This window comes from Paenibacillus sp. FSL R5-0912 (assembly GCF_000758605.1).
Classification (GTDB): domain Bacteria; phylum Bacillota; class Bacilli; order Paenibacillales; family Paenibacillaceae; genus Paenibacillus_AQ.
The window spans coordinates 48,979-61,016 of the sequence record NZ_CP009282.1 but is presented as its reverse complement, the minus strand read 5'-3'; the positions used below and the strand labels follow the sequence as shown (position 1 = coordinate 61,016).

Annotated in this window: 12 protein-coding genes; all 12 read right to left on the bottom strand. The window is 51.3% G+C overall.

Annotated elements, in window-relative coordinates; genetic code table 11:
• Positions 1-27: 27 nt before the first annotated feature.
• The 12 genes from hpt to mazG all read right to left on the bottom strand — a co-directional run bounded on the left by hpt (position 28) and on the right by mazG (position 11,975).
• Complete coding sequence (gene hpt, locus R50912_RS00285; protein WP_039309523.1) at positions 28-567, bottom strand: hypoxanthine phosphoribosyltransferase; 540 nt, start codon at positions 565-567, stop codon at positions 28-30.
• Between the two features lie 45 nt (positions 568-612).
• Positions 613-2,055: a tRNA lysidine(34) synthetase TilS gene (tilS, locus tag R50912_RS00280; protein ID WP_042231437.1), complete on the bottom strand. Its 1,443-nt coding sequence runs from the start codon at positions 2,053-2,055 to the stop codon at positions 613-615.
• A gap of 74 nt (positions 2,056-2,129) precedes the next feature.
• Positions 2,130-3,068, bottom strand: coding sequence for a serine/threonine protein kinase (locus R50912_RS00275; protein ID WP_042241248.1), 939 nt, complete (start codon positions 3,066-3,068; stop codon positions 2,130-2,132).
• Positions 3,058-3,804, bottom strand: a complete 747-nt coding sequence (locus R50912_RS00270) for a vWA domain-containing protein (RefSeq protein WP_042231435.1) — start codon at positions 3,802-3,804, stop codon at positions 3,058-3,060. The genes R50912_RS00275 and R50912_RS00270 overlap by 11 nt, the downstream gene beginning before the upstream one ends.
• Positions 3,805-4,740: 936 nt before the next feature.
• A complete protein-coding gene (gene spoIIE / locus R50912_RS00265) occupies positions 4,741-7,248 on the bottom strand; it encodes a stage II sporulation protein E (RefSeq protein ID WP_042231433.1) in 2,508 nt (835 codons plus the stop codon).
• Between the two features lie 443 nt (positions 7,249-7,691).
• Entirely contained in the window at positions 7,692-8,195 is a 504-nt protein-coding gene (locus R50912_RS00260) for a S1 domain-containing RNA-binding protein (protein ID WP_042132690.1), read from the bottom strand.
• Positions 8,196-8,322: 127 nt separating this feature from the next.
• The gene (locus R50912_RS00255) at positions 8,323-8,655 is read right to left on the bottom strand and encodes an FtsB family cell division protein (RefSeq protein ID WP_042231432.1); all 333 of its coding nucleotides are present in this window, start codon (positions 8,653-8,655) and stop codon (positions 8,323-8,325) included.
• Positions 8,656-8,677: 22 nt separating this feature from the next.
• Positions 8,678-9,241 (bottom strand): spore cortex biosynthesis protein YabQ, encoded by a 564-nt coding sequence (gene yabQ / locus R50912_RS00250; RefSeq protein WP_042231430.1) that lies wholly within the window; start codon positions 9,239-9,241, stop codon positions 8,678-8,680.
• Positions 9,238-9,522, bottom strand: coding sequence for a sporulation protein YabP (gene yabP / locus R50912_RS00245; protein ID WP_042231427.1), 285 nt, complete (start codon positions 9,520-9,522; stop codon positions 9,238-9,240). The genes yabQ and yabP overlap by 4 nt, the downstream gene beginning before the upstream one ends.
• Before the next feature lie 138 nt (positions 9,523-9,660).
• Positions 9,661-9,939 carry an RNA-binding S4 domain-containing protein gene (locus R50912_RS00240; RefSeq protein ID WP_036723951.1) on the bottom strand — a complete coding sequence of 93 codons (279 nt, stop codon included), beginning with the start codon at positions 9,937-9,939 and terminating at the stop codon, positions 9,661-9,663.
• Entirely contained in the window at positions 9,939-10,211 is a 273-nt protein-coding gene (locus R50912_RS00235; protein WP_039309509.1) for an HU family DNA-binding protein, read from the bottom strand. Before R50912_RS00235 ends, R50912_RS00240 begins: the two co-directional genes overlap by 1 nt.
• A 264-nt stretch (positions 10,212-10,475) precedes the next feature.
• Positions 10,476-11,975, bottom strand: a complete 1,500-nt coding sequence (gene mazG / locus R50912_RS00230; protein ID WP_042231426.1) for a bifunctional methyltransferase/pyrophosphohydrolase YabN — start codon at positions 11,973-11,975, stop codon at positions 10,476-10,478.
• Between the last annotated feature and the right edge of the window lie 63 nt (positions 11,976-12,038).

Here is a 12,038-nt window from a genome sequence, read left to right as displayed (position 1 = left end):
TCCTTGAATCTAAGGCTGTCGATTGGTTCATTTGGAATAAATTTCAGGCTTCAGTACACCTACGTATGGGAGGTTCCGATACAGTTCGGCATAGTCGAGTCCATAGCCTACCAGGAAAGCATCAGGAATCACAAAACCGGTATATTCGGCTTCAAGATTAACTGCACGGCCTGAAGGTTTATCGAACAGGGTGACTACGTTGACGGAAGCAGCATTCCGGCCCTGCAGCATCTCAATCAGATAGCTGAGGGTAAGACCACTGTCGATAATGTCCTCGACAATCAGAACATCGCGGCCTTCAACCGATGTGTCCAGATCCTTGATGATTTTGACTACACCGGAGGATTTGGTCGTACCACCGTAGCTGGATACTGCCATGAAGTCCATCTCAACGGGTACTGTAATCACTTTAACCAGATCCGCCATAAAGATAAACGCACCTTTGAGTACACAGATGACTAAAGGTGTGCGGCCTGCATATTCCTTGCTCAGCTGGGCGCCAAGCTCCCTGATTCTTTGTTGGATTTCTTCTTCGCTGATCAAGATTTCTTGAATATCATTCTGCAACTTGCGAACCTCCTAAGTTATACTATGAAAGACTTACTTCGACCATTACGTTTCTTCGCCCTGTTCCATGTCTTCCATGGACAGGAGAAGCACCGAGGCCGTGTGCCGCCCTACTGCGGCATGCATCGAGCGCCTAACGCCCGGAATCCAGACGATATTGCCCAAACCATCACAAACGAGGGGAATCGCAGAGCGTTCGGAAGAAGGTATTTTATCATCAATGTAAATATCTTTTACCTTTTTGCTTCCGTTTAATCCCATAACCCTTATGGTATCTCCAGGCAATCGGGAACGGATGGTGAGTGGTAAGACGAGCTCATCGCCATCAAACCAAGCCGACATCTTCCCAGAGTCCTCCTCCTGTGCAAAAAAATCTTCTCTCTCCAGCACCTTCATCGTCATAACTTTTCCTATCTCCTTCAGGTGAATCCGGGGATGAGGCAAAGACAGAGGGTATGTATAGCTCACCTGCCGAAGCAAGGGCTTGGACGAGAATAAAAGGGTATCATATTGCCGCATACAGACGAAACCCCTGCCCAAATCCAAAGTCCATACGGTGGGGTGCTCCTGCAGCGTTCCCCGGCGCACAGCTTCAATCTTGGGGAAATCCATCACAGATGAATCCGCTGACAGATAATTTAATATTAGTTTAATCAAACGCCGTTGTAAAGCGGAGGGTAGGGCCGCAAATGAAGCTCTCTTCAAGGTGTATTTTCCATGCTCGATAAAAACAAGCTCTTCGAAGCATTTTGCCGCATTCGCCTCCATATATTCATCTTCCGCACCGGCAATTTCAGACAGCTGCAGAAGTGATTGTCTCACTCTCGGATTATGCTGTTCAAGCAGGGGCAATACTTCCAGCCTGACCGCGTTCCGCTTATACTTCATAAGCAGATTGCTGGCATCCTCCGCGTAAGCAAACCCCTCTTCCCGGCATAAGCCGACAAGAGCTGTTTTGTTAATACGCAGGAAGGGGCGGATGAGTTCCACCTTTTTTTCAGTCCGTTTCCAGCGCATGCCTGCAAGGCCTGAAGGACCACTCCCCCGCAGCAGCCGCATCAGCACAGTCTCAGCCTGATCATCGGCATGATGGGCCAGTGCGACAGAACGTGCATGGTAACGGTGCGCGGTTTCAATCAGAAATTGATAGCGTTTCTCCCTTGCCGCTCCTTCCGGACCCAGTCCTATTTCCTTGACCATGGATGGAATATCAAACTCCGCGAGCTCAAAAGGGATTCCCAGCTCAGCAGCCATATTCCTGACAAACTCCGCCTCTTCCGCTGATTCGGCTCTGAAGCCATGATTCACATGGGCACAGACCAGAGTTAATGGCATCCGGTTTACGGCAATCTCGTGCAAAATACGCAAAAGAGCCACAGAGTCCGGCCCTCCGGAAACTGCGACTACTATGGTGTCATGGGGCTGCCACAGTTCATGCTCAGCCGCAGCCTCCAGTACGGATTCCACCAGTTCTTTCATTTGTTCCATATGCGGCATCCTTTCTTGCAGATCACTTGCCTGTCTTGCTCCGGAATTCCAGCACGCTGGTATTATGTATAATTTCAAAAACGGAATACCCAGTAGATCGTAAAGGCCAGCAGAAATAAAGACAGCGCAAACGCATTTTTGAGCCAGCGGGGAGTTGCCATCGTATCTTTTCCCGTCTTCCGTGCTCTGTATATCTGACTTCTCCAGATCTCCGCAGCTTGTGCGGAACCGGGAAAACCGCCTTTGAGCGCCAGACACAGCCAGGAGGCCAGCTTTTTGTCAGGCAGATTTCTGGAAAGCTTCAGCAGTTCATCCACACTCCGGGTCTGCGGCAGCTGCTGGGCTGCGGACTTCAGACCTTCTTCATTAAGCAGGCGCAGGCACAGTACGGCAAAAGCAAACAGATCATAGTTCTCGTCTCCCGTCCGGCTGCCGGCGTTCCAGAACCCGCGGTCATGCCATTCGGTAAACTGCTTCACGCTGCGTCCCAGGGGACTCGCGCCTCCGTAGTCAATCAGCTCGGCTTCCCCGTAATTGGATACCATGACATTCTCCGGCTTAAGGTCTCCGAACACAAAGCCGCACTCATGCAGGGTCTGCAGCTTCTCCAGGAGCTTCATGCCGACAAGCCCCAGCCAGGACGCCCCGTTCCTGGACAAAAAATGATGAAGCGGCCTGCCTTCCACATAACGCATCACGTAGAAAGGAGTATGGTCCCTATCCTTGAAATCATCCGATTCCAGCAGGTAAGAGGACAACGGTGACTCCTTGCGCGCCCGGTGCTCGCTGCGTTTACGGCAGGATTGCAGAGAAGTCAGTACATTGATTTCTGACTGCAGCTCCAGCGTATCGTATCCGATTTTGAGCGCATACCGCTCCCGCCGGCCTTCCCGCTGCACAAGATATACGGTTCCGTTTGCCCCTTTCCCCAGCATCCGCTCCACAACATAACGGTTCCCCCGCCATTTGCCGGTAATTACAGTGCCTGCCGGAAAGGGTGGATTAGACGACATACCCACCAATCATCCCTTCTCTTGCCTCGTCATCTCCATTCACAAGATAGTCACGAGGTTCATCCAGTTTATCATAACGGTAATGTTCGAGCACCTTGAAAATAGCCGGTCCTGTCGGAGTAGCCCCCCGCATCTTCAGCCTGGAGAACAGTGAGCGGACTTCCGATACATTCCGCGTCCAGTCCATATCCAGCACGATATCTTCACTGCTGGTACGCCCGGGGAAATGGAACACGGCAAGCTCGCTCCGCCCTTCCCGTGCCTCCAGACTGAGAGCCAAATCACGGATGGCATCCTCCACGGCACCCAGCTTGGGCTTCATGCTCGCACTTGCATCAATTAATAGGGCAATACGCAGCGGAGAAGTCTCGGTCAGCTCATCGACAACCGTAACCACCTGTGACCGCTGCTGCGGAGGCAATTCTTCGAGGGAACCCTCGCCGAGAATTTTTTTTACCTCTTTATTAACCGCCTGCTGGATCGTCTGAACCACGGTCTTGCGGGTCATCATCTGAATGGTCTGTGCCAGCTGCGACGTTGAGGCAATCCGGCTGAGTCCGCCTCCCGCTTTGGCAATATCAGCGATCTCCCGGCTTCCGAGTTCACCGATCGTTCCATAGTCCACGACACCTACGACATTGACCGTAACACCCTCCTGCCGGGCATGCGCCGCCGCAAGTACCGGACTTTCCCCCACATTCGAACAACCGTCAGTAATGAGTAGGATCTGCTTCATGACCGTTCACTCCCCTTTGCCTTGTATCTAGTTCTAGCATATCCAAGGTAGAGAGATTTCAAACGCCGCTTAGCGGGAAAAACTAGAATCGAATGGCTTCGTGAAATAAGGGTCACTGCGAGAAAGTTTTGGGCCTCCGATCGCTGTTGTCCTCTGATTTCCTGATTTGAGTACCGCAGTTTGCGGTTGAAATCAGAGGACAAAGGCGAACACTGCCGCTTCTGCGGCTCCAAAATTCCTCTCCGTTCCATATACTTCACTTTCCATCAATACAAGTTTACGCCGCTGAGTCAGCGGCGGTTGAAACGGGGCGGGCAGAAACGGGCCAGTGGATGGAATGCACTTGCCGGTTAACGCAAGATTGAGAACACAGGCCTCAGCCAGCAGAATATTTGGAACCTCCAGTGGTGATCAACTTGGTTAACCACTTAGCTAGTTGGTGGGAATCTGGTGACTGCTGCAGCTAAATTGATAAGTTATCATGCAGATAACTATTAAGTGCCCGCTATCGCTCCTCCAGTCTGAGGTCTTAAATCCTGCACCAAATACAACAATTCCCTCATACCAATCACCCTTAAACGGATATTGTTGTACGAAATGCAGGATTTCTCAGCTTCCAAGCCACTTTGCGAAGCAATTCTTGTATTTCGTACAACAATTTTTCCAAACACCCTGGTTTCTTCATATCAAAGCTGCACTCAGTACAACATTTAATGTCTGCACAGAGACGAACCGGTATTGCCTTCCTAAGTTCCCTGAATCCCATTGCTGCATACCGGGCAGAAGACAGAGTGGACCTAAGAATCCAACTTACTGCATGGAGGAATCCTTACCCTGCAGGGGAATCTTTTATCGGCTGCCGGCTGTCATTCTTAAGTTTTGCTAATCTTATATAGAAGATAATGAAAGAACAGTGTCAGGTAAATGATAGGTTACCTAACTAACTGTGCGCGGTCTCTCCATCCGGCCCACTCCCGGCATATGCAGGCTGGACCACTCGGGATGGAAATGATCGACACGGCTGACGACAATCGTCATATCATCATGGATCTCATTGCCCTGGTAACGGATTACCTTATCCAGCAGGCTGTCGGCCATATCCTGAGGATCATCGCCTTCCAGCTCCTGAATCAGTCGTTTCATCCATATCTCTTTATTAACGGCATATCCGGGCGCATCATAAATACCATCGGTCATCATAATGAGAATATCTCCGGGACGCAGCTGCATGGTGACCAGGTCCACTTCAATATCTTTAATAATTCCAATCGGCAGATTGCTGGCTGTCACCGGAATAACCTCGCTTCCCCGCCGGATAAAGCTTGGTGCTGACGCAATCTTCATGAAGATGGTCTGCGCCGAATATTGATCGATCAGCGCCATATCCACGGTCGCATAGAATTCATCCGGGGAACGCAGCAGCAGAATCGAATTGACAGATTTGACCGCCAGCTTCTCATCCATCCCTGATTGCAGCAGCTTCTCCAGCATGGATAGCGCAGCACTGCTCTCCATCCGGGCCCGCTCGCCGTTGCCCATTCCATCACTGATCGACACAGCAAAGGTGCCATTTCCGAGCTCCACCGTACTGAAGCTGTCGCCGGACATTATATCGCCTCCTTTGGCAGCACCGGCTACACCTGTGTTAATTTCATAAGCCTTGGCTGAACCAAAAGTCACCATAGATAAGCCTTCGCGCGGGTGCACCGCTGTTTCACTTACCACCGCAATATTCTCCTCCAGGATATCGGAGAGCAACGGGGCAATCATTTTGCGGCATTCGTCGAAGCCCCGGGTATAAGCATGCACCACTTCAATCTCTACCCGGCCGGGATCAAGGCTTAGAATTTCTATGGTATGAATTGACAGGCCCAGCTTCTCCAGTGCCTCGCGGATCTGTCCCTCCTGGCGGTACATCGCCTGGCCTTCCCGCTTGATCTCCTTCGCCAGATCCTCCATAACCTGAGAGACCCCGGATAATTGTTCGGCAACAAATTGGCGGCTGTCGTATATTTGCCGCTTCCAGCGCATATCATGCTGATAGAGTTCATATTGGCCCTTCATTACTTCGAGTACTTCGCCCGTCTTGCCGCAGATCCGGTTCCATTCCGGAGGCAGCTGGGCCGCTGTAATGTCGGGGCATTCTTCCACAGTAGTCATCATATCGGTCATATATCTGTATGTCTGATAGAACTTGGCATCCCAGCAGTGGGTACGCCGGATGCAGCCGGCGCAGGCTCCTTCCGTTACCGTTTTCATAAAGTCCTCCATTTCACGGTCGCTTTTACCGGCTTCCGTGGCACGGGGAATTTGACCAAAGCTGCTGGAGAGCTGACGGAATACCTGAGAGAATTGGGTAACCCGGTCTGCTGTAATATCCCGTACTCTGCGGGCATATTCATGTTGAGAGCGGCTATGATCAGCAGTGCCCGGTACATATTTGGCAATGGCAGAAATAATGCCTTTAGGTGTCAAAAGAAACAACACTACGGCGGCGCAGGTCTCCCAGGTGGAATTCATCACATCGCCTGGTCCCATGAAATATACCGACAATATGGTTGAACCCAGCAGCATCCCGATTGAGACGGCCCCTTTGCGTCCGGACTGCATCATTCCCGCCAGCATACCGGAGAAGGCCAGCAGACTCATCTGATAAATGGCACTTACATCAGCCAGACTAAGGATCAGACCGGTGACGACACCGACGGCTGCCCCGAGCGGGGCTCCACCGGCAAGGGCAAAGAGCAGAATGAGGAAACGCGATAAAATATGCTCCAGAGAAAGGCCATTTACCGTCCACCCGACCAGGCCTGTCATCACGGAGGCCAGCAGAATAATCAGGCAGAGGACCTCTTCATTGCGAAGCGCCCTGCTTTTTTGCTTATAAGTGAACACTGGAAGCGCCTGCAGGAATACGAGCGTCAGCACAAACCCAAGCAAGGCATCAATCGTTGCCATCATCAGCGGATACCAGGCCAGCGTCGGCCCGATTACCACCCGGAACAGTCCCACCATAAAAGAAGCGACGAATACCATGAGCGGCGCATAGGACAGATCCACCCGCTGGAAGTTCTCCATTCCTTTGTAAATCAGATAAAAGATAATCAGCTCTGCGGCAACCACTATAGCACCGGGAAACGGGGTAAACAGACTTCCGAGAAGAATAGCCGCAGCCACAGGCAGCGTAGAGTCCCTGCGCATAAATACAATGACGGCGAAATAAGCGGCAGCAAAGGGAGTCAGCTCGTCCAAAATCATGGCACGGCCTAGTAAAAAGCCCATCAGACTCAGCAGCAGTGCCCACTTCTTGACCGCGATGAACTGGAGGACCGGCTGTCTCATACTCCACGCCTTCAGACGTGTACTCCAAGCTTCCTTCTGAACCTTGTCTTTGCTTCCTGCTCTTGTCCACTCCGGCAAATTCACCACATTGCTTTTACTCATTCCCCTGCACCACCCGTATATGAATTTATGGTTCTCATTATATAGCGGGGGTCTTATGAAAGTTTGTCAGAAACAGAGAGCAGGCTGCAAAAATATTCCGACAAAAAAGCCTCTGCCGACATTTTATGGAAAAACCTTTCTAACCCTTACGGAGCAAAAGGTTAGCCCATGCTGGGGCTGGCCTTGACGGCGGACGTTGCCGGTGCCCCCGCAGACATTCGTCAGCGATTGCCCTAGAGTTATGTGAGAATGGCTTGGATGCTGTCGGCAATTTGTTTGTGGCCGACAAAAAACAGCCCGGCTGCGAATCCTACACTGAAGGTATTGCAGAGCTTCCTGCCACCCGCGGGCAAATGCCAGGAATTGAACAATTACCAGGACAAACAAAAAAACCGCGAAGGGCATGAAGCCCCAGCGGTTATTTATGATGTGCAAGACTCAGATTATACGCGCTTGGCTCCACGGCCACCGCGCTTTCCTTCTGTGTTCTTCTTGATCGAAGATATCCGTTCTTCGCTGTCTTTCAGGAAGCGTGACATTTTATCCTCGAATGAAGGTTTACCGGCTGCAGGCTTGAATGGACGCCCACCCCGTTCACGATTGAATCCACCACCGCCGCCTCCGCCACTGCCGCCACCACCGCCGAAACGGTCTCCACCGCTTGGACGTTCTGGTCTTGGAGCTCTGGGGGGACGTACTTCCGACGCCGGCTTATCAACGGCCTGCTTAATGGAAAGTCCGATCTTGCCGTCCTTGTCAACATTGATCACCTTGACGGTTACTACATCCGCAATCTTCAAATGATCGTTAACATCCTTGACGTAGTTATCGGCGATCTCCGAGATGTGAACGAGACCTGTGACACCTCCTGACAGATCCACAAATGCTCCGAAATGCGTGATGCCTGTCACCTTGCCCTCTAACTTGGTGCCCACTTCAATTGCCATAGAATAAAATGATCCTCCCTTAAAAATATACAGACGAATATTAGTTCATCCTGTCTGCGGTGATTTGATTATACAGTAAAGAACAAAGCAAGGCAACAGAGCGAAAGCCCCTTTTAGCCTGCTTTTATTACTCAGATTGCTCTGTGCGGATAGGTGATTCACCTTCTGGATACATATTATACCATTTACGCGCTAATTGTCCGATATACTCATCATTATTCAGCCGCGAGACTTCATATTTCAGTTGGTTGAGCGAAGCTGTGACGCTTTCATTGCTCTGCTGCTTCTTCGCAAGCTGTTCAGTCTTGTCGGCAATAGCTGAACTCTGGGCAAAGAAAGTAAACCCGGCCCAGCCGAAGAATACCGCCACTACAAAAATCCATATAAACTTTCTTCTCTTCGCGCCTGCGGCCGAAGCCTTATTGTTATTATTCTTCTCTTCCGCAGAGAATCTGTTCATACAGCGTACCCCCAGTTCAAGATCAGCGTTTCCGCCATCCCGATATCCATTTAGTGATCCTCACTACCCTGGGACTATGATAGAACCGGGAAAGATACGGAGAGACCCACCTTACAGGAAGTACCCAGATTGGCTTGGTTAGACGCAGCAGCAGCTTGAAAATATAGAGTAGGATCCGGCCGAGCAGCAGCAGCGTTCCCTTTACAAGGCGCCACAGCCAGAGAAGCGGCCATCCGATCACGATCTCAATACATCTCCATAGCAGCCTGCACGTATACTGAACCGACTGAATTAACATTAACACAAAACGCCGCACCGTAACACTGAAGATCAAAAAATAGATCCATACACCTAGAAAGAGTCCGAGAAAGACATAAAACCTCAATTGTCCCTGATTTCCGGCATAAAGCATGCGAAAGACGAACAGGGCAGCTGCTATCCAGTACAGCAAATCCAGCAGCGCATTCAGCCATTTGGGAAAGCTCAGCTTCAGCGACAGCACCCGGTAGCTGTCATAGGCCAGTCCCATGGTTGTGCCGGCCAGCACCATATAGAGCAGGGTGATCCATTGGACCGCGGGATTCATTTGAACAGCTTACGGAGAATCCCTTTATTTTTGTCCTGCGTACCGGGATCCAGATAAATCAGGGAATGAACATTGCCTTCAAGTGACAACAATCCATTCTCCAGACTCAAATTTTTGATATGTAAATGACTTCCCCGAATGGTGAGATGGCCGAGTTCCGTACGTAGCAGAAACTCCTCGCTGTCAAAGCTCTCTACATTCTGCACGCCCGTAAGTTCGACCTGTTTACGGCTGTGCATGTGCAGATCATGTTGTTTATTGACTTTGGCTGGCTCGATCATAGCATGTACCCCTCCTTCTTGGTTCTAATCTATGACGGAAGGACAGGGTATAGAACATGAAGGCGTGCCATGCATCGTAAAAAAGCGTAACTTCACATAGAGTAAAGTTACGCTTTCGATTACTGACTGAAATCTGCCTTACCAGTCGAGTCCGGTGCTTTTGGCCACAGGCTCTTCACGGAGCAGGGTATACATTCCGGCGGCCTCGTCCTTGCGGGTGGTCTCCACCAGCTTTTCGACTTTGACCGTCACAAGCTTTTGGCCGAACTGCACGGTAATCTCGTCACCGATCTTCACAGTGCTGCTCGGTTTGGATTCCCGTCCATTGATCAGTACCCGGCCCTGTTCGGACACATCCTTGGCCACGGTGCGGCGCTTGATCAGACGGGAAACTTTCAGGAACTTGTCCAGACGCATTAGTTAACGGCTTCTTTAAGCTTGTTACCTGCCTTGAAGGCCGGTACAGTCGATTCAGGGATTTCAATAGGTGTGCCCGATTGCGGGTTACGGCCGGTACGGCCGGAACGTTTGCGGGTTTCAAAAGTGCCGAATCCGATCAGCTGCACTTTATCTCCGCTTGCCAGAGCTTCTGTAATTTCGCCCAGAACCCCATTGAGTACCGCTTCTACATCTTTTTTGGCCAATCCGCTTTTTTCGGAAATGTTGTTTACCAGATCTGTCTTGTTCATAATTTGAAGTTCCTCCTAGGATACAAAAAAATAAATGAAATTCCGGCTCGCTGGCAAAAAATGCCGCAAATCGTCATTTCGTCTTTATGATATTCTTGATGCTGCCTTCAATTCCTGCCATGATCCGCCCTTTTTTTAAAAAAGTAACCGCTGGCAGAGAACCGGGGCTTATAGCACTATAACATTATAAACCTCTATTTGCATTTTAAATCAGAGATTTAAGGTCCTGTTCACAGCATTACCGTTTCTCCGGCACTGTATACCCTACTGGCTCCGCTCTTCTGTCTTGGCTTCCTGCCAGAGAGCCTCCATCTCTTCCAGACTACTGTCTTGAACACTAGTACCTCTATCAAGCAGCCGCTGCTCAATGTACTGGAACCGGGAGATAAACTTGCGGTTTGTGCGGGTCAGCGCTTCCTCCGGATCGGCATCGATGAAGCGGGCTACATTAGTTGCCGCGAACAGCAGATCACCCAGCTCCAGCATCTGCTCCTCGGCAGACAGCCCCGTTTCAATCGCTTCCTGCAGTTCGTCGACCTCTTCACGGATTTTGGCTAGGACATCTCCGGTATTATCCCAATCGAATCCCACCTTGGAGGCCTTCTTCTGCAGCTTGTAAGCCTTCATCAGTGCAGGCAGGTCACGGGGAACCCCGCTGAGCGCGGATAGCGCTTCAGGCTTCACGCCTTTGCGCCGCTTCTCTTCGGCCTTCATGCCGTCCCAGTTCTGCAGCGCCTCCTCGGCATTGCCGGCAACACGGTCGCCGAAGACATGCGGATGGCGGAAGATCAGCTTCTCATTCAGGCCTTCAATCACATCATAGACGCTAAATGTACCGAGCTCCTCTTCCATCTGGGCATGAAGCATAATCTGGAGCAGCAGGTCGCCCAGCTCTTCCTTCATATGGTCCGGGTCATCCTCGTCGATCGTTTCCAGCACCTCATAGGTCTCTTCGATCAGGTTCTTGCGCAAGGATTCATGGGTCTGCTCACGGTCCCAGGGACAGCCTTCCGGACTCCGCAAAATATCGACAATCTCATGCAGCCGGGCAAACGTACGCTTTCGCGCATCCTCTGCAGGGTTGATTGGAACATACACCAGCGAGAGGTTGCCGTATCCGTCCAGCCGGTCCAGCTCATACAGCGGCACACGCAGAATCTGCTCCTCACCCTCTACACCGAGAGCATGTCCGACAACTACTTCATACTCCGGCGGATACAGCTCCATCAGGCAGAGCTTGGTTTCTGACGCAGTGAAGCTGTCATAGACCTGCCCGATCAGTGTGTGCAGCTCCGGGTGGAGCTGGGAGCTGCGGATGCCCGAAGCATCCAGCAGCTGAAATCCTTCAATCGGATCAAAGCCCAGACGGACGAATGCCTCATCGAGGAAGCTTTCCCCGCCGAGGATATTCAGCTCAATGCGGGCCTCCGGGCAGCGTTGTCGCAGCAGGGATACAGCGGCTTCAGCAACCATGGGATGTCCCGGCACGGCATAGACGATTTCTGTGCCTTGCGGAGCCGCCGCTGCCTTCTCAATCAGGGTTGCCGTAATGGCTTCGTAGACCTCAGGGAAGGAGGATAACGATTCATACAGCCCGTCGAAAGACTCCGAAGAAATCTCAAACTCAGCCAGTGCAGCCATGGCGGGATGCTCTGCGGTCCGCACGTAAACGGCGGATGCCGCCTTGAGCTTCTTGATAATGCCCAGTGTCAGCCGGTCCGGATTACCGGACCCGAGGCCGACCACCGTTAGTATTGCGCTCATGCCTGTCTACTCCTTTGAGGGCATCTGCCTGCTGCTTGTGCAGCCGGTGGCCCTATGTAAATT

What these genes read in the sequence shown, in the direction of transcription:
- R50912_RS00255 (WP_042231432.1), bottom strand. Translation starts at nt 8,655, where the DNA reads ATGAACAGATTCTCTGCGGAAGAGAAGAATAATAACAATAAGGCTTCG.
- yabQ (WP_042231430.1), bottom strand. Translation starts at nt 9,241, where the DNA reads ATGAATCCCGCGGTCCAATGGATCACCCTGCTCTATATGGTGCTGGCC.
- R50912_RS00235 (WP_039309509.1), bottom strand. Translation starts at nt 10,211, where the DNA reads ATGAACAAGACAGATCTGGTAAACAACATTTCCGAAAAAAGCGGATTG.
- R50912_RS00275 (WP_042241248.1), bottom strand. Translation starts at nt 3,068, where the DNA reads ATGTCGTCTAATCCACCCTTTCCGGCAGGCACTGTAATTACCGGCAAA.
- R50912_RS00240 (WP_036723951.1), bottom strand. Translation starts at nt 9,939, where the DNA reads ATGCGTCTGGACAAGTTCCTGAAAGTTTCCCGTCTGATCAAGCGCCGC.
- tilS (WP_042231437.1), bottom strand. Translation starts at nt 2,055, where the DNA reads ATGGAACAAATGAAAGAACTGGTGGAATCCGTACTGGAGGCTGCGGCT.
- spoIIE (WP_042231433.1), bottom strand. Translation starts at nt 7,248, where the DNA reads ATGAGTAAAAGCAATGTGGTGAATTTGCCGGAGTGGACAAGAGCAGGA.
- mazG (WP_042231426.1), bottom strand. Translation starts at nt 11,975, where the DNA reads ATGAGCGCAATACTAACGGTGGTCGGCCTCGGGTCCGGTAATCCGGAC.
- yabP (WP_042231427.1), bottom strand. Translation starts at nt 9,522, where the DNA reads ATGATCGAGCCAGCCAAAGTCAATAAACAACATGATCTGCACATGCAC.
- R50912_RS00270 (WP_042231435.1), bottom strand. Translation starts at nt 3,804, where the DNA reads ATGAAGCAGATCCTACTCATTACTGACGGTTGTTCGAATGTGGGGGAA.
- R50912_RS00260 (WP_042132690.1), bottom strand. Translation starts at nt 8,195, where the DNA reads ATGGCAATTGAAGTGGGCACCAAGTTAGAGGGCAAGGTGACAGGCATC.